This is a genomic window from Nonomuraea turcica, assembly GCF_030718205.1.
GTDB lineage: Bacteria > Actinomycetota > Actinomycetes > Streptosporangiales > Streptosporangiaceae > Nonomuraea.
On the sequence record NZ_JAUZQF010000005.1, the window covers coordinates 381,189 to 406,818 of the forward strand.

Annotated in this window: 19 protein-coding genes; 4 read left to right on the top strand and 15 right to left on the bottom strand. The window is 69.9% G+C overall.

All coding sequences use genetic code 11. The annotated features are described in order from the left end of the window. Positions 1 to 350 precede the first annotated feature (350 nt). Positions 351 to 2,675, top strand: coding sequence for a rhamnogalacturonan lyase (locus Q9G87_RS16095; RefSeq protein ID WP_305917152.1), 2,325 nt, complete (start codon positions 351 to 353; stop codon positions 2,673 to 2,675). A gap of 58 nt (positions 2,676 to 2,733) precedes the next feature. Here Q9G87_RS16095 and Q9G87_RS16100 read toward each other — a convergent pair whose 3' ends face one another. From Q9G87_RS16100 to Q9G87_RS16155, 12 genes are all read right to left on the bottom strand, one after another. Beyond that, the gene (locus tag Q9G87_RS16100) at positions 2,734 to 3,747 is read right to left on the bottom strand and encodes a LacI family DNA-binding transcriptional regulator (protein ID WP_305917153.1); all 1,014 of its coding nucleotides are present in this window, start codon (positions 3,745 to 3,747) and stop codon (positions 2,734 to 2,736) included. A 38-nt stretch (positions 3,748 to 3,785) separates the two neighbouring features. Further along, a complete protein-coding gene (locus Q9G87_RS16105; protein WP_305917154.1) occupies positions 3,786 to 4,607 on the bottom strand; it encodes a carbohydrate ABC transporter permease in 822 nt (273 codons plus the stop codon). Continuing rightward, positions 4,604 to 5,545 (bottom strand): carbohydrate ABC transporter permease, encoded by a 942-nt coding sequence (locus tag Q9G87_RS16110; RefSeq protein ID WP_305917155.1) that lies wholly within the window; start codon positions 5,543 to 5,545, stop codon positions 4,604 to 4,606. Before Q9G87_RS16110 ends, Q9G87_RS16105 begins: the two co-directional genes overlap by 4 nt. 1 nt (position 5,546) lies before the next feature. Further along, positions 5,547 to 6,788 (bottom strand): ABC transporter substrate-binding protein, encoded by a 1,242-nt coding sequence (locus tag Q9G87_RS16115; RefSeq protein WP_305917156.1) that lies wholly within the window; start codon positions 6,786 to 6,788, stop codon positions 5,547 to 5,549. Positions 6,789 to 6,941: 153 nt separating this feature from the next. Then, positions 6,942 to 7,874, bottom strand: coding sequence for a glycoside hydrolase family protein (locus Q9G87_RS16120; RefSeq protein WP_305917157.1), 933 nt, complete (start codon positions 7,872 to 7,874; stop codon positions 6,942 to 6,944). A gap of 97 nt (positions 7,875 to 7,971) precedes the next feature. Next, positions 7,972 to 8,517: a hypothetical protein gene (locus Q9G87_RS16125; RefSeq protein WP_305917158.1), complete on the bottom strand. Its 546-nt coding sequence runs from the start codon at positions 8,515 to 8,517 to the stop codon at positions 7,972 to 7,974. 417 nt (positions 8,518 to 8,934) lie between these two features. Continuing rightward, a complete protein-coding gene (locus tag Q9G87_RS16130; RefSeq protein ID WP_305917159.1) occupies positions 8,935 to 10,632 on the bottom strand; it encodes a carbohydrate-binding protein in 1,698 nt (565 codons plus the stop codon). A gap of 4 nt (positions 10,633 to 10,636) precedes the next feature. Further along, a complete protein-coding gene (locus Q9G87_RS16135) occupies positions 10,637 to 12,568 on the bottom strand; it encodes a glycoside hydrolase family 127 protein (RefSeq protein ID WP_305917160.1) in 1,932 nt (643 codons plus the stop codon). A gap of 7 nt (positions 12,569 to 12,575) precedes the next feature. Next, positions 12,576 to 13,394, bottom strand: a complete 819-nt coding sequence (locus Q9G87_RS16140) for a carbohydrate ABC transporter permease (protein ID WP_305917161.1) — start codon at positions 13,392 to 13,394, stop codon at positions 12,576 to 12,578. Then, entirely contained in the window at positions 13,391 to 14,332 is a 942-nt protein-coding gene (locus Q9G87_RS16145; RefSeq protein WP_305917162.1) for a carbohydrate ABC transporter permease, read from the bottom strand. The genes Q9G87_RS16140 and Q9G87_RS16145 overlap by 4 nt, the downstream gene beginning before the upstream one ends. A 4-nt stretch (positions 14,333 to 14,336) precedes the next feature. After that, complete coding sequence (locus tag Q9G87_RS16150) at positions 14,337 to 15,614, bottom strand: sugar ABC transporter substrate-binding protein (RefSeq protein ID WP_305917163.1); 1,278 nt, start codon at positions 15,612 to 15,614, stop codon at positions 14,337 to 14,339. A gap of 67 nt (positions 15,615 to 15,681) precedes the next feature. Further along, positions 15,682 to 16,725 carry a LacI family DNA-binding transcriptional regulator gene (locus tag Q9G87_RS16155; protein ID WP_305917164.1) on the bottom strand — a complete coding sequence of 348 codons (1,044 nt, stop codon included), beginning with the start codon at positions 16,723 to 16,725 and terminating at the stop codon, positions 15,682 to 15,684. Between the two features lie 334 nt (positions 16,726 to 17,059). Between Q9G87_RS16155 and Q9G87_RS16160 the strand changes: the two genes are divergently transcribed. The 3 genes from Q9G87_RS16160 to Q9G87_RS16170 all read left to right on the top strand — a co-directional run bounded on the left by Q9G87_RS16160 (position 17,060) and on the right by Q9G87_RS16170 (position 22,043). After that, complete coding sequence (locus Q9G87_RS16160) at positions 17,060 to 20,692, top strand: LamG-like jellyroll fold domain-containing protein (RefSeq protein WP_305917165.1); 3,633 nt, start codon at positions 17,060 to 17,062, stop codon at positions 20,690 to 20,692. A gap of 125 nt (positions 20,693 to 20,817) precedes the next feature. Continuing rightward, positions 20,818 to 21,348 carry a TetR/AcrR family transcriptional regulator C-terminal domain-containing protein gene (locus tag Q9G87_RS16165; RefSeq protein ID WP_305917166.1) on the top strand — a complete coding sequence of 177 codons (531 nt, stop codon included), beginning with the start codon at positions 20,818 to 20,820 and terminating at the stop codon, positions 21,346 to 21,348. Further along, a complete protein-coding gene (locus tag Q9G87_RS16170) occupies positions 21,345 to 22,043 on the top strand; it encodes a 4'-phosphopantetheinyl transferase family protein (protein WP_305917167.1) in 699 nt (232 codons plus the stop codon). The genes Q9G87_RS16165 and Q9G87_RS16170 overlap by 4 nt, the downstream gene beginning before the upstream one ends. Here the strand turns inward: Q9G87_RS16170 and Q9G87_RS16175 are convergent. Genes Q9G87_RS16175 through Q9G87_RS16185 form a run of 3 tightly spaced genes read right to left on the bottom strand, consistent with a single transcriptional unit; the run spans position 22,030 to position 25,613 of the window. Continuing rightward, positions 22,030 to 23,274, bottom strand: coding sequence for an acyltransferase domain-containing protein (locus tag Q9G87_RS16175; RefSeq protein ID WP_305917168.1), 1,245 nt, complete (start codon positions 23,272 to 23,274; stop codon positions 22,030 to 22,032). The two genes, Q9G87_RS16170 and Q9G87_RS16175, sit on opposite strands and share 14 nt — an antisense overlap. 15 nt (positions 23,275 to 23,289) lie before the next feature. Then, on the bottom strand, positions 23,290 to 24,309 hold the full coding sequence (locus tag Q9G87_RS16180) for a cytochrome d ubiquinol oxidase subunit II (protein ID WP_305917169.1): 1,020 nt from the start codon (positions 24,307 to 24,309) through the stop codon (positions 23,290 to 23,292). Further along, positions 24,306 to 25,613, bottom strand: coding sequence for a cytochrome ubiquinol oxidase subunit I (locus Q9G87_RS16185; protein WP_305917170.1), 1,308 nt, complete (start codon positions 25,611 to 25,613; stop codon positions 24,306 to 24,308). The genes Q9G87_RS16180 and Q9G87_RS16185 overlap by 4 nt, the downstream gene beginning before the upstream one ends. Between the last annotated feature and the right edge of the window lie 17 nt (positions 25,614 to 25,630).

Sequence of the window (25,630 nt, forward strand, 5' to 3'; positions counted from 1 at the left end):
ACGAATCAGAAGTGCGGTCTCGTTCGTACGTTTTAGCGACGAAACCACACAAGACGCCGTGATCAGAGCGACGCGCAATCCATGTCATTCTGTGTCGCCGGAGATCCAGGGATCGCCCGCCTGCCCCGCCCAGCGAGCATCCCACGGGCGCACGTGCTCGTCGACGATCTCGGCCGGGGCGCGCCGGAGCCGGGGCACGGCGGCCGGGGCGCGATCGGGAATTCAATTCACTGCAACTCGTGCATTCATTTCGCGAAAAATGCAGCCGAAATGCGTCCTTGACAAACCTCACAGACGGCCAATAGCCTCCGGGAGATTTTATCGATTTAATGCGCCAGGAGCCCTGTGCCATGAGATCCCCCAGCGGCGTCCGCCGCTTACTCGCCACCGTCTTGGCCGCCCTGCTCACCGCATCGGCGACCGCGGCCCCGGCCGCCGCCGACCCCGAAGGCGGCCACGGCGCGGGCGTGCGGCTCGAACACCTCGACCGCGGCCTGGTAGCGGCCTCCACCAGCGAGGGCGTGTTCCTCAGCTGGCGACTCCTCGGCGACGAGGTGACCGGCGCCGGCGCCACCGGCATGACGGGCGCCGACTTCCGCGTCTACCGCGACGGCCGGCCCATCGCGACGGTGACCGACAGCACCAACTACCTCGACACCGCCGGCACCGGCTCCGCCGAGTACCGCGTCGCCCCCGTCGTCAAGGGCCGGGAGGGCCGCCGCAGCGCCGCCGCCACGCCCTGGGTTAAATCGTTTTATGATCTTCAGCTGAAGAAGCCGGCCGACGGCGTGACCCCGGCCGGCGAGGCCTACACCTACTCGGCCAACGACCTGAGCGTCGGCGACGTGGACGGCGACGGCCAATACGAGTACGTCGTGAAATGGGACCCGTCGAACTCCAAGGACGTCTCCCAGCGCGGCTACACCGGCAACACCTACGTCGACACGTACGAGCTGGACGGCACCCTCCGCTGGCGGCTCGACCTGGGCGTCAACATCCGCTCGGGCGCCCACTACACGCAGTTCCTGGTCTACGACTTCGACGGCGACGGCCGCTCGGAGATGATGCTCAAGACCGCCCCCGGCACGAAGATGATCCGCTACGGACGCGACGGCCAGGTCGTCTCCGAGCGCTACGTCACGATGCCGGAGCAGGACGTCAAGGCCGGCTACTCGCACACCGACGACTACCGCAAGAGCGCGGCCGACTACTTCGACCACGTGGTCGCCATGTTCGAGAAGTGGCACGAGCACCCCGAGGTGGTGGCCGGGCGCTGGCCGGCGACGCTCGAGCAGGCCTTCGGCATCGCCCCGAGGCATCAGTACCCGCTGTCGCACGAGGCCGCCGTCGACCTGGCCACGCACTTCGTCGACGTCTACGCCCCGAGCCGCAGCGGCAACAACCGCCTGCGGGAGTTCGCCGGGTTCGTCATCACCGGCCCCGAGTACCTGTCGGTGCTGGACGGCGCCACCGGCAAGGAACTGCAGACCATTCACTACAAGCCGGGCCGCGGCGACGACGGCCTGCTGTGGGGCGACTACGCGATGGCCCGTGTCGAGCCGGGCAACCGGGTCGACCGGTTCCTGTCCGCCGTCGCCTACCTCGACGGCAAGCGGCCGTCGGCGATCTTCGCCCGCGGCTACTACACGCGCACGACGCTGGTCGCCTACGACTGGAACGGCAGGAAGCTGAAGGAGGTCTGGTACGTCGACAGCGGCCACGCGCCGATGGCGAACCCGTTCAACGCCTCCCCCCACGGCGTGCCGGGAAGCAACCCGAAATATGCCGACCTCACCACCCAGGGCTTCCACTCGATGAGCGTGGCCGACGTGGACGCCGACGGCCGGCAGGAGATCGTGTACGGGGCCGCGACCATCGACGACGACGGCGACCTGCTGTACTCGTCGTTCGCCGAGGGCCCGCCGCAGAGCAACGTGCCCGGGCAGAACGTGCGGCTCGGCCACGGCGACGCCATGCACGTCGGCGACCTCGACCCGGAACGCCCCGGTCTGGAGATCTGGACCGTGCACGAGGGTGCAGCCTGGGCTCCGTACGGATGGGCCATGCGGGACGCCGCCACCGGAAAGGTGCTGTTCGGCGGCTACAGCGGCCGGGACACCGGGCGCGGCATGGTCGGCGATATCGACCCCGCCATCCGCGGCCTGGAGGCATGGTCGTCGATGCCGCCCAACCAGGAGATCCAGGCGGGCCTGTGGTCGGCCCGCGGCGATCACCTGGGCCGGACCACCCCTGGCACGAACATGAGCATCCGCTGGGCGGCCGACATGACCACCCAGCTGATCAACGGCACCGCCACCACCGTGCTCCAGACGCCGACGATCGACGACTGGAAGCGCGGCACGGTGCTCACCGCTGAGGGCACGCTGACCAACAACTGGACGAAGGGCAACCCGGGTCTGGTGGCCGACGTGTTCGGCGACTGGCGGGAGGAGCTGCTGACGCGCACGACCGACAGCTCGGCGATCCGGATCTTCCTCAGCACGGAGGTCACGGACCGCAAGCTGTACACGCTGATGCACGACCCGCAGTACCGCGTGGAGGTGGCGCGGCAGCAGACCGGGTACAACCAGCCCGCGTACCCGAGCTTCTACCTGGGCTCGGACATCGACTGGTCGAGAGTGCCCGTGCCCCGCTTCCGGACCCCCCAGGGCTGAGCCCCAGCGAGTCGACCGGCGGCGGTCAGCCGCCGGTCGACGTCAGCGGCCGGAGTCGTCAGCCGCCGGTGGACTCGCGGGCCACGACCGTGAAGCGGCTGATGAACTCCCGCGCGACCTGCCGTTTCTTCCCCTTCTCCGCCAGCCGCCCGACCAGGAACCGGACGGCCGTGCTCGCCATGAGCGCGTGGTCGGGGTCGATCGACGACAGCGACGGCACGATGTAGGCGCCCTCGGCGATGTTGTCGAACCCGATGACCTTGACGTCCTGCGGCACGCGCACCCCGGCGTCGGCGAACCCGCGCAGCGCGCCCATCGCCACCGTGTCGGTCACACAGAAGGCGCCGTCGAACTCGACCCCGGACTCGCTCACCCGCCGCGCGGCCGCGGCGCCCTGCTCCATGGTGAGCCCGTCGATGTGGACGAGCAGCCGCGAGTCGAGGGGGATGCCGGCCTCCGCCAGCGCCTCCCGATAGCCGTCGTAGCGCAGGCTGGACACGTCGACCTCGTCGCCGGGCGGCCCGCCGTCGATCAGCGCGATGCGGCGGCAGCCCTGCTCGATCAGGTGCGCGGTCGCCGCCCGCGCGCCCTCGACGTTGGGCATCGCGACGTGGTCCACCGGTCCGTCGAAGATCCGCTCCCCCAGGATGACCACGGGGTAGTCGACCTTGAGCAGATCGGTGTCGGCCGGCCCCAGCCCGACCGTGCTGAGGATGAGCCCGTCGTAGAGCCGGTTGCGGGACAGGGCCAGCGCGTCGAGCTCGCCCTCGCGGGAGGCGCCGGTCTGCTCGATCGCCACCTTGAGGTTGTGGCGGGCCGCCGCCGTGATGATCTCGGCGGCCAACTGCCCGTAGTAGGGCCGGTCGACCTCGGGAACGGCCAGCCCGATCGTGCCGGTGCGGCCGGTGCGGAGGTTGCGCGCGGCCACGTTGACCCGGTAGTCGAGGTCGGTGATGGCCTGCAGCACGCGAGCCCGGGTCTCGGTCTTGACGTGCGGATGGTCGTTGATCACATGGGACACGGTCATGGCGGACACGCCTGCTGCTCGTGCCACGTCCTGGATCGTCACCATCCCCGCAGCCTCACCGGAGAATCCTCTCATGGAGGGCCTCAGCCCTTGACGCTTCCTTGCAGGAGCCCGTTGACGATGTGCCGCTGCATCACGATGAAGAAGATCACGACGGGAACCAGCACGATCACGCTGAGCGTCATGAACGCCGGCCAGTCCACCGAATACTCCCCGACGGCCTTGTAGACCTGCAGGACCAGGGTCTGCTTGTCGGGTGAGCTGATGAAGACGTTCGGCGTGATGAAGTCGTTCCAGATCCACATGGTCTGGAACACCCCGACCGTGATGAGGATCGGCCGGATGAGCGGCAGCACGATCCGCCAGTAGATCTGCCAGGGTCCGGCGCCGTCGATGCGCGCGGCCTCGAAGATCGAGATCGGCAGCGACCGCAGGTAGCCCTGGATGAGGAAATAGCAGAAGATCGAGCCGGCCGCGTACAGGAAGACGAGCCCTTCCAGGCTGTCCACCAGCCGCAGCCCCACCAGGATCCGGTAGACGGGGATCAGCGTGGCCTGCCCGGGCACCAAGAACGCGATCACGAGGAGCACCCCGACCACCCGGTTGAGCAGCGTCTGGCGCAGCAGCATCGCGTACGCCGCCATCGACCCGATGACCAGCATGATCACGATGGACACGGCGGTGACGTAGAGGGTGTTGAGGAACGACTGCAAGATCGGCGTGCTCTCCAGCACCCGCACATAGTTGTCCAGGTAAAGGCTCGTCGGCGGCGCGAGCGGCGCGGCGGACGTCTCCTGCTGTGTCTTGAACGTGTTGACGACGATGTAGTAGAAGGGCACGCCGACCACGGCCGCGGCCAGGATCATGGCCAGGGACAGGATCGGCGAGGAGCGCTGTTTCCTCATGAGAGGCGTCCCTCCAGGCGACGGGACAGAACGAGCTGGACGGCCACGATCGCCCCCACGGCCAGCATGAAGACCACGGCCAGCGCGGAGGCCTGGCCGAACTTGGCCTGGGCGATGCCGCTCTGGATGATCGACTGGGTGATGGTGAAGGTCGCGTACCCGGGGCCGCCCTTGGTGAGGGTGTAGGGCAGATCGTAGACCTTCAGCCCGCCGGTCATCAGCAGCAGCGAGCTGACGGTGACCGCGGGGGCGAGCAGCGGCAGCGTGATCCTGAAGAACGACTGGCGCGGCGAGGCCCCGTCGACCCGCGCGGCCTCGTAGTAGTCGCCGGGGATGGACTGCAGGTACGCCAGGTAGAGGATGGCGTGCCAGCCGGTGGACGACCAGACGGCGACCATGATGATCGACAACTGGGCGAGCGTGCCGTCCGACAGCCACGGCACGGGGCCGAGCCCGCCGACCGCGTCGAGCAGCCAGTTGAGCGCGCCGGACCCGAGGGGCGACAGGATGAACCCCCACACCAGACCGAGGATCGCGATGCTCGGGATCGCCGGGAAGAAGAAGACCGCGCGCACCACGTTCCGGCCGAAGAAGCGCCGGTTGAGCAGCACGGCCAGCGGGATCGCCAGCACCGTGACGATCACGGTGGTGCCGATCGCGTACAGCAGCGTGAACCCCAGCCCCGCCAGCATGGACGGATCGCTGAAGATCTTCCGGTAGTTCTCCAGCCCGACGAAGTTGACGTCCGTGGAGTAGCCGTTGAAGTCGGTCACGCTGAAGTAGAGCGACTGCGCCAGCGGGATCGCGAACAACACCGCGAACACGATCCCGATCGGCACCAGGAACGCCTGCAGGCGCAGCCCTTCGAGCCTCTTCGGCGAGGTGAGCCAGGACAGGGCGCCCGTCGGTGCGGGCGCCCTTCTGCCGAGCGCGGTCATGTCAGCCCTGGGCCAGCCGGGTGTCCAGCGCGGCGGCGACGTCCGCCGGCTTGGCCTGGCCCTGCACCATCAGCTGGAGCTGGGCAACGGCCTCGGTGGTGAGCGCGTCCTGGACCCGCGGCCAGGCGATCTGCGGCAGGTAGAAGTTGCCGTCCTTGAGCGCCTGGAGGTTGGGCTCCAGCACCTTGTCGATCACGGGGGTGACGTCGGACGTGGTGGTCATGGCGGCCGTCTGCTTGTTGAACAGCGTGACGCCCTCCTTGCTGCCGAGGTACGTGAGGAAGGCCTCGGCCTCCTTCTCGTGCTCGGTCTTGGCGTTGATGGCCCAGCCGGGCGAGGCGGCGCCGCCCCAGAACGGCTTGCCGTCGGGAGTGGGCACCCCGGCGAAGACCATGTTCATCTTCGGCGCCTTCTCCCGCAGCGAGGTCACGTCCCACGGACCCGCGGGGATCATCGCGACGCGGCCATTGGCGAACTCGTCCGCGATCTGCTCGCCCTTCAGGCTGACCGCGTCCTTGCCCAGCACGCCGCTGGTGAACAGCTGGTTGAAGGTCGTCAGCGGCCCGTTCCACAGGTCGCCGAACTTCTTCTTGCCTGCGAAGATCTGGGCGTCCACGTCGCCGCCCTGGCGCGCGTTCTCGTGGCCGACCAGGGCCGCGAAGGTGAGCGGCATGCCCGCCACCGATTCGTAGTACGGCGTGGTGCCCGCCGCCTTGAGCTTCTGGCACAGCGCGATGAAGTCGTCCCACTTGGTGGGGAATTCGGTGACGCCCGCCTTGGCGAGGAGGTCCTTGTTGTAGAGGATGCCGGCGGACCACGACGAGATCGACATGCCGTAGGCCTTGCCGTCCACGGACCAGGCCGCGGTGTTGAACTTGGACATGTTCGCCATGAACGGCTTGCCGGTCAGGTCCTTGACGAAGCCGCCCTGAACGAGGTTGGTCTTGTTCTCCGCGGCGATCACGAACACATCCGCCGCAGTGCCCGAGACGAGCCTGGTCTGCAGCGCCGCGATGTACTCGGCCACGGGCGGGGCGGTGGAGAACTCGATGTCGATGCTGGGGTTCTGCTTCTCGAAGGCGTCGATGAGCGGCTTCATCGTCTTCTCGTTCTCCCAGGAGAAGAAGCTCAGCTTGGTCTTGCCGCCGCCGCTGCCTTCACTTCCCGAGCCGCATCCGGCCGTGGCGGCCAGGACGGCGGCCGCTGCCGCCAGCGTCGCGACTGATCTTCTGAGCAGGGACATCGCTCACCTCTTTGGCGATCGTTACCGTGGGGGATGGCACGCGGATGTCCATCCGCGCGTGGGCGATCGGCTCGCGAACGCCACTGTCCGCTATCCAGCCTTCCGCCGTTTTTTATCGGTAAAGGGGTTTGTATCGATAAAAATCGGCCGATGTCAAGGATGTGTTGCCGGGCCCTCAACGGGAAGGATCGGGCCGGTGAGCGACTCGTCACGATCGCAGGTCAGCACGCCGTCGCGAACCCGCAGCCGGGCCGCGTGCACGGCCGAGCGCCGCCCGTCGTCCGGCGGGTCCAGGTGCGTGAAGTAAAAGGCCAGCGCCTCTTCGCCGGTCACCACGACGTCCGCGTGGTGCCCGTAGCCGGCGTCCTGCTCACCGGTCCCCGGCTTGTCGAGGATGAGTCCCTGGGGCTGCCAGGTCTCGAGGTCGTCGGATCTGAGCACGCGCTGGCCGTGCCATTCGTCCACGATCATCCAGTGGTGGCCGCCGAGGGTGAACACGTTGGGCCCCTCGTGGGCGGAGATCGTCACCGCCGGGCCCTTGACCTTCCATTGATACAGGTCCTGGCTGTCGGCGGCCCAGGTGTGGGAGCCGTCGGCCTCGTCCTTGTACCAGAGGCGGTGACCGCCGCCGGGCAGCGCGGCCACACAGGCGTCGATCACGTACGCGGAGGACAGGTCCAAGGTGGAGCGGTAGGTCCAGCGGACGAGGTCGGGGCTGGTGTAGTGGCGGATGTGGCGTTCATGGGAATGCCAGGCTTCGGGGACGCCGCGGATGACGCTGACGTACATGTGGTACGTGGCGCCGTCGTCGACGATCTCCGGCGCCCAGTACGTGTGCCGCCCCCACTCGAGGTCGAGACCCTCGATGGTCCCCCGATACAGCCAGGTCACGCCGCCGTCGGCGGAGGAGGCCACACCGAGGTCGGTGCCGTGGACCCAGCTGACGTCCTGGCGGTGCGGCGCGGTCGCCCGCCTGCTGGTGTAGACGAGCCACCACGCGCCCTCGGCGCGGTTCCAGATCACGGTGGGATCGGTGGCGCCGTCGAACATGGGGTCGCGGTAGAGCGGCTGGGGAGCCTCTGTCATGACCGTCCATTCTGTAGATCGGTTTGTAACGATACAGACGAGGAGGACACCCCGAATGGGGTGCCCTCCTCGTGGACGGACTGACCGGTGGGCCGGCTTAGTGCTTCACCGACACGGTGGAGACGGAGGTGGTGTCCTTCTCGGCCCAGGCGCGGGTGGAGAAGGCGACCGGGTGGCTCTTACGGCCGATGCCGTCGCCCCACTTGGTCACCACGTACTGAATCTTGATGTGGCCCTCGCCGCCGACGCCGTCCACGCCCAGGGTGTCGGGGTTGAACGTGCCGCCGGTCAGCTCGGCGAAGGTCTTGGCGTCCAGGTCGAGCATGACGCCACGGCTGGAGGGGTCGCCGGGGCCGCGGTCGCCGACGAAGAAGGGCAGCTTCTTGCCCTTGTACATCACGTAGCCCTCGGTCATGAGCGGCCAGCTGGGGCTGGCGGCCAGACCCTTCTGCATGGGCTTGCCGGCGGCGGGAAGGCCGGTGTCACCGGCGCGACCGGAGGAGTCGTCCCAGAAGTAGGACGCGGTGGTCGAGCCCTGGAGCTTGGCCTTGCCGGCGTCCGAGCCGGTGTCGGCGTGGGCCGCGGCGGAGCCGATGGTCAGGGCGCCAAGGGTGGAGGCTGCGAGCAGGGCGATAGAGCGCATGCGGGCAGTCATAGTTAAAGGTCAGTCCTTTGTTAGGGGACACGTACATGGATTGCACTCGCTTGACCGACGTAGCCGGGCATGAGGCCACAGTCGCTACGTGGAGCGCAAGAGGATCCGGGAAACCGCCCTTCAGAGGTAAGGTGCGGGTCATTCCCCGGCAACTGGAACTACGTTACCGACTCGAATCGGACAAACGCAAATAAAACACCACGAATCCGGCAAAGATCTACCCTGTGCGGTAAAGCCGGCTTCGGGGTTGCGGGGATAACGCCACGGCCGGCCCATCCATTCCCTGAGCTGCGGGCGCGACGCGCCAAGGGCGCTCGCCCGCGGCCCTTTGCTTCGACCAGACCCGCCCGGCCGGGTCACGTCGACGTCGTGGCCCGGCCGGGCGCGATCATGGGCGGTGAGCGATCAGGTGAGCTGGATGTAGTCGAGCTCGGCGTATCCGGTGCCGCCGGCGAAGTACGGCGAGCCCTTCGCCAGGCGGATCACGTTGTAGCCGGCCATGAGGTTGACGCTGGTGCTGATCGTGGCCCCGAACTGGCCCCAGCCCGCGGTCGGCGGGTAGCTGACCGTGGTCCAGGCCCCGCCGTTGTAGGCCAGGCCCTGGGTGGCGGTGGCGCCGGTGCCGTTGGCGTAGCCGATGGTCATCGTGTACGCCCGGGCGGTGGGCACGTTCACGACGAAGTCGACGTAGCTGTCGATGCGGGGCGTGCCAGAGTTGTCGATCCGGCCCACGTAGCCGCCTGCCGACGCGCTGGAGGCGCTCAGCCGCTGGGCGCGGAACACGGAGGCGTTCTCGGCCTCGTAGCGCTGCTGGTAGGACGGGACCCCGCTGACGGGTTCGACGATGAGCTGGTAGGCGCTGGTGGCGCTCATGTTCGGCACCGACACGCTGAGGTTGCCGCCGCTGACCGTGCGGGTGGTGGAGGAGACGGTGGCAGGCGCGGTCACGGCGGTGAAGCGGCCGCTGGACGGGGTGGACAGCAGCGTGACGCGCACGCTGGAGCCGAGCGGGCCGAGGCCGGTGAGGTTGACGGTGTTGGCCCCGGCCTCGTTGCCGAACACCACGTTGACGATCCTGCGGGTGGGGTCGTAGGAGGCGAACCCGTCCAGGCCGGTCTGGGTGGTGGTCGTCGTGGTGACCATGTTGCCGGCCATCTCGCCGTACCACTTGTACAGCCACCAGGTGCCAGTGGGCTGGTTGTTGTTGACGACCAGGCCGTTCATGGTGCCGTACTCGTACCAGAAGGCCCGGTGCGCGGATTCGACGCCGCCGCGCTCCAGCTTGGCCACGTAGCTGGCGACCCGGCCGGGGACGTCCACCTCGGCGGGGGCGGCGTACTCGTTGATGGAGATGCGGCGCGGGCTGATGCCCAGCGACGCCTCCAGGTTTCGGTAGTCGGCGATGTCGCCGGCGATCCTGGTGGGGTTCGTCAGCTCGTGCCAGCAGATGATGTCGGGCAGCGTGCCGGTGTCCCTGGCGCGGGTGAGGAACGCCTGCATCCAGGAGCGGTTGTAGGTAGCGGTGCTGGGGCCGACGATCGGCGTGAGCGTGTCGAGCGCGCGCACCGCCCGGAACGTGCGCACCCAGCCGTCGTTGAAGTTGCCCGCGGCAGAGGTGTTCCAGGTGTAGTCGGGCTCGTTCCAGAGCTCCCAGCCGATGACGTTCGTGACCGTGGTGGCCGACAGGCGGGCGTTGACCATGGTGTTGACCTTGGCCAGCCAGTCGTCCCAGCTCACCCACCGGTAGGGGAAGTCCGGGTAGATGTCGGGCATGCGGATGAACTCGCCCGCGCCGACCCGGGTGGCCTGCGGGGCGACCAGGAGGGCGTCGCCGCCGGGCGGCTGGCCGTTGGGGCGCTGGCCGACGCCGGGCGCGGGCTGGGTGAGCGAGTTCACCTTGATCGGCAGCAGGGTGGAGTCGGCCGGGCGGGAGTTCTCCGCCAGGCCGTACAGGCCGCCGGAGGCGGCGTGGGTGACGGTCCGGAACGGCTGGGCGACGTTGACGGTCAGCGTCGCGCCCGCCGCGGCGGCCGGTGGGGACGCGGTCACCACGGTGGCGGCCGTGGTGACCAGTGCTAAGGCGATCGCTCGGAATCGGGACATGGTGTCACGCTCCTTCGGGGGGTGTGGACACGGGCAACCAGATGCGCATGCTCGACGGGCCGCGCTGGGCCCAGGAGTGGTACGGGCGCAGTGGCATGTCGAGCCACTCGGCGTGCTCCGCTGGGGCGGCCGAGAGACGGTAGGGCCAGGGCCGGCCGGGGTGGGCGGGCAGGAGGGCGCGGACCCGCGCGCCGCCGGGCTCGGCCTGGGGGCCGGACAGGGGGTCGATCGCCAGGGAGTCGAGCCCGCCGGAGTGCGGAAGGTCGTGGGACTCGGCGCACAGGACCTCGGGGCCGCGCTCGACGGCGACGCAGCCGCGTACGGCGTCGATGCGGGGGTCCGGCCAGGTGAAGCGGGGCTCCATCGGGAGTTCGAGGGTGATCACCTCGCCGGCGCGGAACGCCTTTCTGACCTGCAGCATGCCGGGCTCGACCGGCCGCGCCTGCCCGTCCTCGGTCAATGTGGCGCCGGCGGCCCAGGCCGGCACCCGCAGGGAGAGGGTCCAGGGCGAGGGCGCGTCGGCCGCGATCCGGACGCAGACGGTGCCCGACTCGGGGTAGTCCGTCTCGACGTCCACGGCGACCTGCCGCCCGCCGGGCAGCTCGGCGCGGACGGTACCGGGCGCGTACTGGTGGATCTGCAGGCCGTCGTCGTCGGCGGTGGCGACATAGCCGTCCAGGCTGGCCAGCGTCCTGGCGACGTTGGTGGGGCAGCAGGAGACGTCGAACCAGGCGGCCCGGACGCCGGCCTCGGCCCGGGGGCTGACCTCGGTGGCGTTCGCCGGTTTGCCGGGCGTGCGCTGGTGGAGGGGGTTGGCGTAGAAGAACGCCCGGCCGTCGGGGCTCGGGGAGGTCGCGATGACGTTGTAGAGCGTGCGCTCGATCAGATCGGTGTAGCGGACGTCGCCCGTGGCCAGGTAGAGCCGCCAGGACACCATGATCGAGGCCACACCGGCGCACGTCTCGCAGTAGGCCCGGTCCGGCGGCAGCTCCCAGTCCTCGCCGAATCCCTCGTCCTGGTGGCGGGAGCCCATGCCGCCCGTGATGTAGGTGCGGCGGGCGACCGAGCGCTCCCACTGCCGCTCGACCGCGGCCAGCAGCTCGTCGTCGCCGAGCTCGACGGCGACGTCCACCGCGGCGGCCGTGAGGTAGAGCGCGCGCACGGCGTGGCCGCGCCAGACGTCGGCCTGCCTGATCGGGATGTCGTCCTGGAAATAGGCGCGGCCCAGCGGGATGTCCCGCAGGGTCCCATGCCCGCGGCGGTCGAGGAACAGGCGGGCCTGCTCGACGTAGCGCTCCTCCCCAAGGGCCCGGCCGAGCTCGGCCAGGCCGACCTCGATCTCGGGGTGCCCGCAGATGCCCGGGTTGCCGCCGGGGCCGAAGGTGCGGCATACGTGGTCGGCGGCCCGCCGTGCGATCCGTACCAGGTCGTCCTCGCCGGAGGTGCGCAGGCGGGCCACCGCGGCCTGCAGGAGGTGGCCGGTGTTGTAGAGCTCGTGGCCCATTTCCAGGTCGCTGTAGCGCGGCGGCTGCTCGCCGTGCCCGAAGCACGTGTTGAGGTAGCCGTCGGGGTCCTGCGCCCGGCCGATGCGGGCGGTGAGCCGCTTGATGGCCGCCTCCGCCTCCGGGTCGCCGGTCCGCCCGGTCTCCCAGGCCAGGGCCTCCAGCAGCTTGTAGACCTCGGAGTCGGAGAACGACCAGCCTGGGCGGTCGGGCCCGGTCGTGCCGTCGGCGACGCGGTCGAAGTTCGCGAGCCAGCCGAGGCGCTCCATCCACGACTCGCAGTGGAACAGCGTGGCCGTCGCGTTCACGCTCTGCCTGTGGCCCCAGAACCCGCCGGTGATGGACACCTGGGCGAGCCCCAGAGGGCGTACCGGGCCGGTCGGCGGCAGCACGGGAACGGAGCGGTCGGTCATGTGGTGGGCCTTTCGAATCACGGAACGATCAGTCCTTCACGGCGCCCGCGGTGACCCCGGCGGCGATGTAACGCTGCGCGAGGACGAGGAGGAACGCGGCGGGAACGGACGCGATCACGGCGGTCGCCATGATCGAGTTCCATTGGGTCGTGTTGTTGCCGATGTAACGGAAGATGCCGAGCGTGATGGGGATGACGTCGCTGTTGCGGTTGAGCGTGGAGGCGAAGATGAAGTCCGACCACGCCCACAGGAACGCGAAGAGCGAGACGGTGATCACCGAGTTGCGGCTGAGCGGCAGGATGATGGAGCGGAACGTGCGCCAGGTGCTCGCCCCGTCGATCTGGGCCGCGGCCATGAGCTCGGTGGGGATGCTCGCCATGAACGCCCGGAACAGCAGCACCCCGAACGGCACGGCCAGCGTGGAGTCGGCCACGATCAGGCCCGCGACGGTGTTGAGCATCCCGAGCCTGATGTAGATCGCGTAGAAGCCCATGGCCATGACCACGGCGGGGATCATCTGGGCGACCAGGAGCAGGAAGTCGATCCCGCGCGCGCCGAGCGGCCGCAGCTTGGCCAGCGAGTAGCCGGCGGGCAGCGACACGACCAGCGTGAGCGCGACCGTGCCGAGGCCGATGAACAGGCTGGTGGCCAGGGCCGGCAGCTGCTGGCCGAATGCCGCGGTGTATCCCTCGAACGTGGGGTCCCACGGGAACCAGTGCGGCGGGTCGGCCCGCATGTCGCTCGTCTTGGTGAGCGAGACGTTGAACATCCAGTAGACCGGGAAGAGCATCAGCCCTACCAGGACGACGCCCAGCGCGGTCTTCCACCAGGACCTGCGGACCGTCATGCGCGTTCCTCCCTGCGCTGCAGATGCACGTGCACGAGCCCGGCGGCGAAGGCGATGAGGATGAGGATGTTGCCGACGGCCGCCGCCGGGGAGAAGTCGGGCTGCCCGGTGCCGAACGCCTCCCGGTAGGACCAGATGGCCAGCGTCGTCGAGGCGTCCGCCGGACCTCCCCTCGTCATGATCCAGATGATGTCGACGACCTTGAGCGTGTAGATCAGGCCGAGTAGCAGCGTGATCGCCGACACCGGGCGCAGCAGGGGGAACGTGATGCGCCAGAAGCGCTGCCAGGCGTTCGCCCCGTCCAGGCCGGCGGCCTCGTACAGGTCGGCCGGGATGTTCTGCAGCCCGGCGTAGAGGATCACCAGGTTGAACGGGATCCCGAGCCAGATGTTGGCGATGGTGACCGCCAGCAGTGAGGTGTCGGGCGAGGTGAGCCAGTTGATCTGGCCGATCCCGAACGCCTGCAGGGCCGCGTTGACGATGCCGTTCTCGCTGTTGAGCATCCACGACCAGGTCGACGCGGAGACGATCAGCGGCAGCAGCCACGGCACCAGGAACATCGCCCGCAACGCCACCGACAGGCGGAAGGTGCGGTGGAAGAAGACCGCGAGCGCCAGCCCGAGGGCGTACTGCACGGCGATGGACCCCAGCGTGAACACCGCGGTGTTGCCCAGCGCTTGCAGGAAGGTGTCGTCGGACAGGATGGTCGCGTAGTTCTCGAACCCCGTGAACTCCGGGTCGCCCTGCACGAACGCGCGCGGCGTGTAGTCGTGCACGCTGAGCTCGATGTTGCGGTAGAGCGGATAGGCGTAGAAGAGGAGCAGGTAGACGACGAGCGGCGCGAGGAAGGCGAGGGCCGTCCATCGAGGAGAGCGCCGCCGGGGAGCCTGGTGCGCCGCTCTCCTCGCCGTGACCGTCTGGGTGCGAACGGAGGTCATCGGATCAGCCGCCGGTGGCCTGCTTCGCCTGCGCCTGCGCCTGCGCCTCCTTGAGCGCGTCGGCCGGGCTGGCCGAGCCGCTCAGCGACTTCTGCACAGCCGTCCACATCGCCTCGGAGATCTTCGGGTACTTGGTGCCGAGGTTGTCGCTGGTGCGGCCCTTGGCGGACTGCACGGCACCGACCCACGGCTTCAGGCCGGGTTCCTTGGCGAGGATCGCCTGCTGCCCGTCGGCGGTGGAGGGGATGTAGTAGGCGAACGTCGTACCGGTCTCCACCAGGCCCTCGGGCGTGGTCATGCACTCGAGGATCTTCTTGGTGGCGCTGTAGCGGCCGGTGTCCTTCTGCACCGGGACCGTGATGAACTCGCCGCCCGTAGGCGTGGGAGCGACGCCCCCATCCTTGCCGGGAATCTGGACGATACCGGTGGGGAAGTCCGCCTTCCCGGCGCTGTTGATCTGCCACGTGCCGTTCTCAGCGAAGGCGAACTCACCCGTCAGGAACTCCTCCCAGGTGGTGTTCTGCGAGTTGCTGATGACCGAGTTGGGCGCGGTGCCGTCCTTGACCCACGACGTCCACTGCTCCAGCGCCGCCACGGCCTGGGGCGAGTCGAGCTGGGTGAGCTGCGCGCCGGCGCCCCAGAACCACGGCAGGAACTGGAACGAGCCCTCTTCCGTGCCGATGGCCGAGAACGTGATCGGTTTCTTGCCCGCCGCCTTGACCTTCTTCAGCGCCGCGTTGAGCGAGGCCCAGTCCTTGATCGAGGCGGGGTCGACGCCGGCCTCGTCGAGGATCTTCTTGTTGTAGTAGAGGGCGAGGGTGTTGGCGCCGATGGGGATGCCGTAGGTCTTCCCGTCCAACTCACCGGCGGCGATGAGGTTCTTGTCGAACCTGGCGGTGTCCAGCCCGAAGTCGGCCATGGTGGTGAGCATCCCGGCGTCGGCGAGCGTCGAGACGGCCGGGTTGTCCAGGAGGATGACGTCCGGCGCGTTGCCCTCCTGCCCGGCCAGGAGCGCCTGGTTGGTCAGCGCGGTCGTGTCGTAGGCGGTGCGCTCGATGGTGACGCCGGCCTGCTGCCCGCAGGTGTTCACCCGCTTCGCCCAGGCGGAGGACGCGTCGTGCTGCGGGTACGGATCCCACCACGTGTAGGCCGTGCCGGCGGAGCCGGCGGCCGTGGGGGTGCTCCCACCCTGGGGGGCGGAGGCGCAGGCGGACAGAGCGGACAGCGCCAGAACGGCGGTTCCGAAGACCGCCGCCCTCGTGGACATCGACGGACGGTTCATCGATTCCTCCAATGTTAGCGCTCACATCGAGCGGTCAAAGGTGGTTTGGGGGGGTAAAGGCCCGTGTTCAGCGGGCGTGCGGAGGCGGGAGAGGCGCTCCCGGGACGGCGGTGCTGCCTCGGGAGACCAGTTCGGGAGAGATGAAGCGCACCACGAAGGGCTCGTCGCGGGCCGACGCCGATTCGACGCGGCGCACGAGCTGGCGCACCGCCATGGAGCCGAGGCGGTCGGGTGCGCTCTCGATGAAGGAATAGGGCAGGGAGAAGGTCGCGGCGAACTCCTCGGAGTAACGCCCGATGACCGACAGATCCTCGGGGACCCGCAGTCCCCGCTGGTAGGTGACCGACGGCAGCGCGGCGGCGGCCGCCTCGTTGTTGATCAGCAGGCCGGTCGCCGCCGGGTAGGCGTCGAGCAGGCCGTTGAGCAGGCGGCCGACGGCAGGTTGCCGGGACTCGCCATACACCGCGTGCAGGGTGACGCCCAGTTGCCGCGCGCGTTCCTGCGCGGCGTCCCGCAGGCGCCACACGTACGCGCCGCCGCGCTCGACCACGTGCTCGGGCTGCGAGATCAGGATGAGCTCGCGGTGGCCGAGGCGGTGGAGGTGCTCCACCATGACCCGGCCGGCCTCCTCGAAGTCCAGGTCGAACACGTCGAGCCCCGAGCAGTCGCCGGGCAGGCCGACCAGGGCGCCCGGCTGCGGCGCGGCGCGCAGGATGGGCAGCCGCGGGTCGTCCTCCGCGATGTTCATCAGCACGACGCCGTCCACCATCCGGGAATCGGTGATGCGCCGCAGCGCCCGCGCGCCGTCGGCCTCGGTGACCAGCAGCGTGTCGTAGCCCAGGTCGCGGGCGGTGTCGGTGACGCCCAGGATGTACTGCATCATCGCGGGCGCGAACTCGTCTTCATGGAACTGGGCGAGCAGACCGAGGACCTTGGTCTGGGAGGTGGCGAGCGCGCGGGCGCCGGCGTTCGGCGTGTACGCCAGCGCCTCGGCCGCCGCCAGCACCCGCCGGCGAACCTCCTCCGAGATGGGCCGCTTGCCCGACAGCGCGTACGACGCCGTGCTGCGGCTCACCCCGGCCTCCCGGGCCACGTCTCCGATCGTCGCCACTCTCACCTCCTGATCATTGAACCGGTTCGACAGTTGCGTTGCGGACTCCCTCATATCGTCGCCCGGACGACGCCTTCGCCCAGAGATTCCTGGACGGTGCCTCATCGGCATCGGCGAACCGGTTCAACGATTGGGCTCGACTGTCACCCCTCCAGGAGGCAGGCGTCAAGAGCGCAGGCAGCGGAAGATACCGAATCGTGACTTGCCGGAAACGGTGGGAAAGCACCCCATTGACGTGCGCGCCGCGGCTACGTAACCTACGCGAAACCCTCGGTTGCGTTGCGGATCGACTCCCTCGAATTTGTTAGCGCTCACATGACCTAGGGACATCGTGATGACCTTTCCGAGCATCACCAAGGCCATGCGCGCCGGGCTCCTCCCGGCCGCCCTCACCCTCGCGTTAACCCTTGGCGTCCCGGTCGCGGCAGCGGCCGATCCGCCTGCTCCCGCCCTCGTCTATGAGTTCGACGCCGACGACGTCAGCACCGGCTCCGTCACCGACTCCTCGGGCAACGGCCTGCACGGGACGCTGGTCAACGGCTCCACCGCGTCGTTGGTCGACGGCGCGGGCGGAGGTCACGCGCTGAGCCTGCCCGGCGGCGCGCCCACTTCCAACGGCGCCTACGTGAGGTTGCCGCTGGCCGCCATCCAAGGCAAGACGGATCTGACCGTGTCTGCCCGGGTGAAGTGGGACGGCACCACCGCCCCCTGGCAGTGGATCTACGCGCTGGGCAAGGACACCAGCCGCTACCTGTTCACCACGCCGTACAACGGCGACGGCCGCCTGCGCACGGCCGTCACCGCCTCGTCGGCGGGCGGCGAGGCCCAGGTCACGGGCTATGCCCCGCTACCGGCGAACGCGTGGAAGACGCTGACGGTCACCCTCGACACGGCCGCCAAGCGCGTCACCACCTACCTCGACGGCGCCGCCGTCGCCTCCGCCGCCACGAACGTGACGGCCGCGCAGCTGATCGACGCCGCCACGACGTCCGCCGGCTTCATCGGCCGCTCGTTCTATCCGGACCCGCTGTTCGACGGCGCGATCGACGACTTCCGCGTCTACGGCGCGGCGCTGACGGCCGAGCAGGTCGCCGCCCTCACCGGCGGCCAGGTCCCCACCCCGACCGGCCTGACCCAGGACGCCTTCGCGGTGCGGACGTTCATCGGCACCGCGCCGTCCCTGCCGGCCGCGGTCCGCGCCACCTTCTCCGACGGCTATGACCGCGACCTGGCCATCACCTGGGCGCAGGTGAACCCCGAGGACTACGCCAAGGCCGGGACGTTCACCGTGACGGGCACGGCGGGCGGGCGGCCCGTCACCGCCAACGTCACGGTGATCCGCGAGGGCCAGCTCGTCATCGACCTGGCCAAGGACACCGGCGCCTTCCACGGCGGCGCGTCCGGCACGCTCTACGGCCTGTATGGGCCCGGGGTGCCGACGAACAACCTGATCGAGGGCATGCGCCTGCGCACGGTCTCGACCAAGGCCCAGGACGGCCCGCAGCACCCGGGGGCCGACGCCCTCGAAGTGGTCAAGCCGCTGGCCGACAGCACCAATGGCGACGTGTACATCTACATGACCGACATCCACCGCGGCTTCCCGTACCAGTGGCCGGGCAGCACGCCGCAGGAGAAGCTCGACCTGTTCAAGGAGAAGATCGCCAAGCAGGTCGACCAGGTCCTTCAGCTTGACCCGAAATATCAGGACAACATCGTCTTCGTGCCGTTCAACGAGCCCGAGGGCAACATGTTCGGCACCGGTGAGTGGAGCTACAACCGCAAGAGCTGGCTCAACGACCCGACGGACTACTTCAAGGCGTGGGACGAGGTCTACGCGCTGATCAAGGGCAAGATGCCGGAGGCGCGCATCGCCGGACCCAACACCAGCGTGCTGTACGCCCAGGTGAAGGGCTTCCTGCAGCACGCCGTCCAGGCGGACACCGTGCCCGAGGTGATGACCTGGCACGAGCTCAGCCACCCCGAGCAGGTGCGGCAGAGCGTCAAGCGCTACCGCGGCTGGGAGGCCGAGGTCTTCGCCGGCACCGAGTACGCCGGGAAGAAGCTGCCGATCAACATCAACGAGTACGCCTTCAACTACCACACCTCGGTCCCCGGCCAGATGATCCAGTGGGTGTCGGCCATCGAGGAGTCGAAGGTGGACGCCGACATCGCGTACTGGAACATCGACGGCAACCTGTCCGACTCCGCCGTGCAGGCCAACCGCGCCAACGGCCAGTGGTGGCTGCTCAACGCCTACGGCGGCATGAGCGGGCACACCGTGCAGGTCACGCCGCCGTTCCCGGGGCAGAACTACACCCTGCAGGGCGTCGCCACGCTCGACCCGGCCAAGAAGCAGGCCCGGGCGATCTTCGGCGGCGCGACCAGCGCCGGGCACATCCGCTTCGAGAACGTCCCCACCGGCGTGTTTGGCGACACCGTGCACGCCTGGATCCGCGAGATCCCGTGGACGGGGCAGATCGGCGACTCGGCGCAGCCGGCGATCATCGCCGAGCGTGACGTCAAGGTCGAGAACGGCACCGTGGCGTTCGACTTCGGCAGCGGCGGCCTGCCGCGGCTGAAGGAGTCGTCGGCGTACGAGATCGTGCTCAGCCCCGAGGGCGCGGGCACGGTGACGGCGCCCGCGCCCAAGCTGTGGGAGCAGTCGTACGAGGCCGAGGACGCCAAGTACACCGGCGGCGGCTACAGCCGCAACGGCCCCGAGGGCTCGCCTTCGGACGTGTCGAAGTTCTACACCTCCGGCCGTTACAACGTCGGCGGGCTGCGGACCGGCTCCGACGGGGTGCTTGACTTCACCGTCGAGGTCCCGCAGGACGGCCGCTACGACCTGAGCGTCTTCGCCAACTCGCTCAACACCTTCGACCGGGTGCGCGAGCAGGGGCCCACGAACGTCTTCGTCCGCGTGGACGGCGCCGCCGAGCAGGAGCTGTTCCTGCCCCTCGGCTACAAGTGGGTCGTGTGGGACCACGCCGACACCACTGTGGAGCTCAAGGCGGGCAAGCACGTGATCTCCCTGGCCGCGCGGAGCCTCGACGGCGCCAAGGCGACCAAGGGCGACGCGCTCGTCGACCGGATTCGGCTGTCGCTGGCCAACCCGGCCGCGGCGACCTCGATCTACGAGGCCGAACTGGCCGACCTGGGCGGGGCCCGCATCGCCTACGACGTCAAGGGCGACGGCGTCGGCGGCTCGGGGGTCGTGGCGGCCGACCGCGGGAAGTCGGTGACGTTCTGGGTCTACTCCGCCCGGGACGCCGCGGCCGTCCTCGACCTCAAGCTGCTCGGCTCGGGCCAGGCGACGATATCCGTCAACGGCATCGAGGTGATGGAGGACGCCCGGCGCGACGGCTCCACCAGGACGGTGTCGCTGTCGGGCGGCATCAACAAGGTCACGGTCACCGGCGCGTCCGGCACGGCGCTCGTCGACCGGCTGGAGGTGCGCCCGGCCGCCGACGCGCTGCCCGGCACCGCCTACGAGGCGGAGTCCGCCCAGCTGGCCGGCACGGCCAAGGCGGCGCAGCTCTCCCTGGCCAGTGGCAAGGCCGCGGTCACCGGGGTCGGCGGCACGCCGGGCAACGCCAACACGCTCACCTTCACCGTCCAGGCGGACAAGCCGGGCACGTACGCGATGCGCGTCCGCTACTCCAACCCGGAGCAGTCGCCCGCGACGCACTACAACCCGGACCCGCTCGCCAGGCACGCCGACATCTCGGTGAACGGCGCCGCCCCGCAGCGCGTCCTGTTCCCGCACTCCTTCCACGAGAACAACTTCTGGGAGCTCACGGTCCCGGTGCAGTTGCAGAAGGGCGAGAACACGGTGCGGTTCTCCGCCGAGGAACTGCCCAACTTCGACGGCAAGACCTACGCGTCGGAGACCTTCCCGGGAGTGCTCCTCCGCTCCCAGTACGCCCCGGCCATCGACAAGATCACGGTCGCTCCCTCCAGGGACTGACACACCCACTCCCCCGCCCGTGCCCCGGAACCCCGGCGCACGGGCGGGACGCTCCATCGGTCCTCAATCGATTCTCGGTCGTGGCGCTGCACAGTAGAGGGCGAGTGACTGAGCGGAGTGAGCCGATGGAAACCGACCTGCTGCCGACGGCGGCCCGCCTGCCCGCCTGGTGGCCTCCGCGCACGACCCCGCCCCGCAGGCCCCCGATCACGCTCGAGGGCGTTCTGGCCGGGGTCCGCGTGCCCGACGCGGACCCGCGGCGCTGGCGGGAGCAGCTGGAGGAGGCGACCGCCGGGCTGCGCGAGGCGCTGCTGGTCGATCCGGGCGTGGCGCGAGCCGCGCTGGAGTCTCCGGTGTGCCCGCAGGGGGTGCGCGTCAGGGAGGGCATGCTCGCGATCATGCGTGTGGCTGGTCTGCCGGAGGCGACCCGCGCCGCGGCGCTGACCCGGCTGCTGCTGTACGCGATCGCCGACGCCGCGTACCAGCACGCACCGGACGGGCGTCACCCCAGCCTTGCCGCGTGCCGGCACGCGCCGGAAGGACGCCATTCCCGCCGTGCCTCGGCGCCGGACGCCCCGTGCGGGGAGTGCTTCCGTTTCGGCCTGAAGCTGCTGCTCGACGGCCTGGCCGCCGCGCTCCCGGACCGAGCCGGATGACCTGCGAGGTGTGGTGGGCCGAGCTCGGCGAGGTGCGGCCCTGGCATGAGGAGCTCCTCGACCCCGTGGAACGGCTCCGCAAGGGCAAGTACCGTGCCCCGGCGGACCGCGACCGTTTCATGCTGGGCTGTGCGATCACCAGGATCATGCTCGGCAGGCGCCTGGGCGTGCCTGCCGCCGGCGTGCCGCTGCGTCGCGACTGCCCGGCCTGTGCCCGCCCGCACGGCAAGCCGCGCCTGCCCGGCGACGAGCTGCACGTCTCGGTGTCTCACTCCGGCCGCTGGGTGGCTGTGGCGATCAGCGGCGTGGGGCCCGTGGGCATCGACGTGGAGCGCGTCGCCGAACGGAGCACGGCGCTGGTGGAGGCGGCGCTCGCGGACGTCGAAGCCGAGGCGCTGGGGCGCACGGCCGACCCCGTGGCCGGATTCATCGCCTACTGGACGCGCAAGGAGGCCGTGCTGAAGGCCACCGGTGACGGGCTGCGCGTGCCCATGTCACACGTGATCGTCTCCCCTCCCGATCAGCCCGCGCGCCTGCTCGGCTTCCGCGGGCGCCCGCTGCTCCGGGTGGCGCTCACGGACCTGCCGCAGCGAGACGGGCACGCCGCGGCGCTCGCGATCCTCGGGGTGCGGGAGGTGCCCCGCGTGGCGGCGGGCAGCGCCGCCCCCTACCTGGCGGGGGTCACCACGGCGTGATGTCGTGCCCTTCTGTCCAGATCCGCGCCGCGGCCGTCAGCAGGGCGGCTCTGTCGGCCTCCTCCGGGCCCGGGCGGGCGGGCAGGAAGGCCGCCACGTCGCTCTTCTTCTTGATCACCGACCGGTGGCGGCGGCAGGCGGTGATGAGACCCTGCGACGGCCCCGCCTCGACGAGGAGGAAGTCGCCGTCGTTCAGCAGCCGGTCGAGCGCCGGCCAGAACAGCACGGGGGCGGCCACCTGCCTGGCCCAGAACCACGGGTCGCCGGCCTGCTCCGCGGTGAGCGGAGCGCACGTGTACGCGGAGTAGAGCGGCAGCCCCGGTGGGCTGTACGTGACGCGGCCGAGCACCTCGAGCCCACTCCTGGCCAGCTCGTCCACGGCCGGACTGTGGAAGCCCAGCGGCGACGGCACGGGGACCACCATGAACCCGGCCTCCCGCAGGTCGTCGGCGACGGCGCCCAGCTCCGCGGCCAGACCGGCGAGCACTGTCTGCCGGGGCGAGTTGACCGCCCCCACCACGACAGAGCCCCGCAGGTAGGGGGCGAGCGCCTCGGCGGCGGCGCCGACCGCCAGCATGCCACCGGGCGGCTGAGAGGCGGCGGCCGCGACGCGGTGCCGCATCGTGGCCACCGCGTCCTCCAGGGAGAACACCCCCGCCACCACCGCGGCGACGGTCTCCCCCACGCTGTGCCCGAGCAACGCCCCAGGCCGCAGCCCCCAGCCGATCAGCGTTCGCGCCAGCGCGTGGCCGACGCCGAGCAGCAGCGGCTGGGCCCGCGACACCTCGTCCACGGGGACCCGGGGCTCGGCGGCGAGCCAGTCGGCCCGTACCTCCTGCCCGTCGGGACCGAGCAGGTCGAACAGCTCGTCCATCGCGGCGGTGAAGACGGGCTCGAAACCGTACAGGCCGGCGGCCATCCGGCGGTGCTGCGCACCCTGCCCGGGGAAGAGCAGCGCGACCGGCCGCCGCAGCGCCGCGGACGGCCGCGCGCCCGGCAGGGCCGCCAGCGCGGCCTCCGCGTCCGCCGCGACGATCGCGCCGCGCACCGGGCCGTCGCCGCGCTCACAGGCGTTCCACTCGCCGGCGACGGCGGCGAACTCCGCCGCCGTAACCGGTCGCTCTGCCAGCCGTTCTGCCAGCCGCCGCCGCCCCGACTCCCACTCGGCCTCGTCGCGGCCCGACCAGAGCAGCGCCCGCGCGTCGGTCACGTCCTGAAGCTGCACGGTCATGATCTGCTCCTCCACCTAGAAGTAGGCGCGCGCGCCGGTGGCCCTGGCGGTGCGATAGAGACGGCCCGCCCACCACTGGAGGGCGGCGAGCAACGGGACCAGCACGGCCACGACCCAGAACAGCGGCGCCAGCACGATCGGATCCGCGCTGCCCTCGGCCACCGTCATGCCGGCCGAGTCGCCGTACCGGGAGACGAGCAGGTACGGCAGGCGGCCGACGGCGACGGCGGCCGCGGCGGCGAGCAGGACGACTCCCGACAGGGCGAGCGCGCGCCGGGGCGCGGCCCGCATCGCGAAGACGTCGCACACCACGAGCGCCACGGCGACGACGCCGGCCAGCACCCACACGACGATCGGCTGCTGCACGGAGGCCCGCACGTCGGCGGCCAGCAGGCCCACGCCGAAGGAGATCGCCGCGCCGGCCAGGGCGAGCCGGGTGAGCAGGCTGGCGAGCCCGATGGCCCGCTCGGCGAGCGGCCCCCGGGTCCTGGTCGCCGCGAACGCCGCCCCACGCAGCGCGAAGAACAGCATGGAGGTGAGCGCGCAGGCCAGCCCGAACGGGGTGAACAGCACCCCGGCGGTCAGCGGCAGCACCCCGTCCGGCCGCAGCGGCAGGGCGTGGAGCAGCGCGGCGGCGATCGCGCCGAGTGCCAGCGCGATCACGAGGCTGGCGGCGGTGATGGCGGCGGCCCAACCGCGCCGCCAGCGCGGCGACGGGTGGCGGCGGCGGAAGTGGAAGGAAGCGCCGCGCACCACCATGCCCAGCGCGAACGCGGCGAAGAGCGGGAAGAGCCCGGACAGCAACGTCCCCTCGAAGACCGGGAAGCCGCCGATGAGCAGGCCCACCACGGAGACGATCCACACCTCGTTGCCGAGGAAGTACGGCCCGATCGTGTCGACGACGGCGTCCCTGTCGCGGTCGCTCCTGCCCAGCACAGGCAGGATGAGCCCGATGCCGATGCTGCGCCCCTCGGTGAGGAGGTATCCGGCGAACATCAGCCCGGTGAGGACGAGCCAAGCAGCGTGCCAGGTCACAGCCGACCTCCGGTGATCGCGAGCTCTTCTTCTTCGTCAGTGTCCGTCTCCTGGCCCTGGGAGCCCAGCTGGGCGGCGTCGGGCCCGCGCCGGGCGAACTTCGCCAGCAGCCGCCAGTCGGTGACGGCCAGTGCCCCAACGACCAGGGTGAAGACGATGAGGGAGGTCAGCAGCACGCCGCTGGTCAGCCCGGGGCTGATCGCGTCCTCGGTCTTGAGGATCTCGTAGACGGCCCACGGCTGGCGGCCCACCTCCCGGAACAGCCAGCCCGCGGTGGCCGCGAGGAACGGCACGGGGATCAGCCACGGGAACACCCTCAGCAGCCAGGCGAACCGGGTGAGCAGCAGCGAGATCTTGATGGTCATGAGCGCGGTGATGACGGACACGGCCTGCAGGGTGATGGCCGACCAGATCATGACCGTGCGGGTGATGTAGATGAACTCGTGGACCGGGATGTATTCACCGGGACCGTGTTTGGCGACCATCTCTTCCTGCAGCCGGGCCGCTAAAGCGAGGTCGTTGTCGGCCAGTGCGCCCTTGATGGGCTGCTCCACGTTGATGACGTCGAGCAGTTGTCCGCCCATGAAGGCGGTGACGAACACGAAGAACGGCGCGATGTAGACGGCCATGCGCAGCAGGAGCAGGAACGCGGCCCGGTCCTCGTGACCCTCGGGCAGCCGCCTGAGGTGCCAGGCGCTGACGCCGGCGACGAAGAACGTGCCGGTGGTGATCGCCGCCGCCGCCGCGTGCGGGATGGCATGCCAGAAGTTCGGGTTGCCGACGAACTCGGCGAAGTCCGCCAGCACCAGCCGCCCGTTCGCGGCGGAGGCGTGCCCGACGGGGTGCTGCAGGAACGAGTTGGCCATCAGGACCCAGAAGACCGACATCCAGGCGGTGATGGCGGTGAGCCAGATCATCGCCAGGTGCAGCCGCTTGCCGAGGCGGTTCCAGCCGAAGATCCAGATGCCGAGGAAGGTCGACTCCAGGAAGAACGCCACGAGCGTCTCGATCGCCAGTGGTGCGCCGAAGACGCTGCCGGTGACCTTGGTCAGCCCGCTCCAGTTCAGCCCGAACTGGAACTCCATCACGATGCCCGTGGCGATGCCGAGCGCGTAGTTGATGAGGTAGAGCTGGCCGAAGAATCGGGTCATCCGCTCGTAACGGGGGTTTCCGGTGACCGTCCACATGGTTTGGATGATCACGACGTAGGTGACGAGGCCCAGCGTGAGGGCTACGAACAGCCAGTGCGCGACGGCGGTCAGCGCGAACTGAAGCCGTGCGTAGACGATCGCATCCGCCGGCACGGTGCACTCCTTTGTCA

Coding starts and splice junctions, on each gene's coding strand:
- Q9G87_RS16175 (WP_305917168.1), bottom strand. CDS start 23,274: ATGACCGTGCAGCTTCAGGACGTGACCGACGCGCGGGCGCTGCTCTGG.
- Q9G87_RS16120 (WP_305917157.1), bottom strand. CDS start 7,874: ATGACAGAGGCTCCCCAGCCGCTCTACCGCGACCCCATGTTCGACGGC.
- Q9G87_RS16145 (WP_305917162.1), bottom strand. CDS start 14,332: ATGACCTCCGTTCGCACCCAGACGGTCACGGCGAGGAGAGCGGCGCAC.
- Q9G87_RS16150 (WP_305917163.1), bottom strand. CDS start 15,614: ATGAACCGTCCGTCGATGTCCACGAGGGCGGCGGTCTTCGGAACCGCC.
- Q9G87_RS16105 (WP_305917154.1), bottom strand. CDS start 4,607: ATGAGGAAACAGCGCTCCTCGCCGATCCTGTCCCTGGCCATGATCCTG.
- Q9G87_RS16165 (WP_305917166.1), top strand. CDS start 20,818: ATGGAAACCGACCTGCTGCCGACGGCGGCCCGCCTGCCCGCCTGGTGG.
- Q9G87_RS16130 (WP_305917159.1), bottom strand. CDS start 10,632: ATGTCCCGATTCCGAGCGATCGCCTTAGCACTGGTCACCACGGCCGCC.
- Q9G87_RS16095 (WP_305917152.1), top strand. CDS start 351: ATGAGATCCCCCAGCGGCGTCCGCCGCTTACTCGCCACCGTCTTGGCC.
- Q9G87_RS16160 (WP_305917165.1), top strand. CDS start 17,060: ATGACCTTTCCGAGCATCACCAAGGCCATGCGCGCCGGGCTCCTCCCG.
- Q9G87_RS16170 (WP_305917167.1), top strand. CDS start 21,345: ATGACCTGCGAGGTGTGGTGGGCCGAGCTCGGCGAGGTGCGGCCCTGG.
- Q9G87_RS16100 (WP_305917153.1), bottom strand. CDS start 3,747: ATGGTGACGATCCAGGACGTGGCACGAGCAGCAGGCGTGTCCGCCATG.
- Q9G87_RS16115 (WP_305917156.1), bottom strand. CDS start 6,788: ATGTCCCTGCTCAGAAGATCAGTCGCGACGCTGGCGGCAGCGGCCGCC.
- Q9G87_RS16110 (WP_305917155.1), bottom strand. CDS start 5,545: ATGACCGCGCTCGGCAGAAGGGCGCCCGCACCGACGGGCGCCCTGTCC.
- Q9G87_RS16140 (WP_305917161.1), bottom strand. CDS start 13,394: ATGACGGTCCGCAGGTCCTGGTGGAAGACCGCGCTGGGCGTCGTCCTG.
- Q9G87_RS16125 (WP_305917158.1), bottom strand. CDS start 8,517: ATGCGCTCTATCGCCCTGCTCGCAGCCTCCACCCTTGGCGCCCTGACC.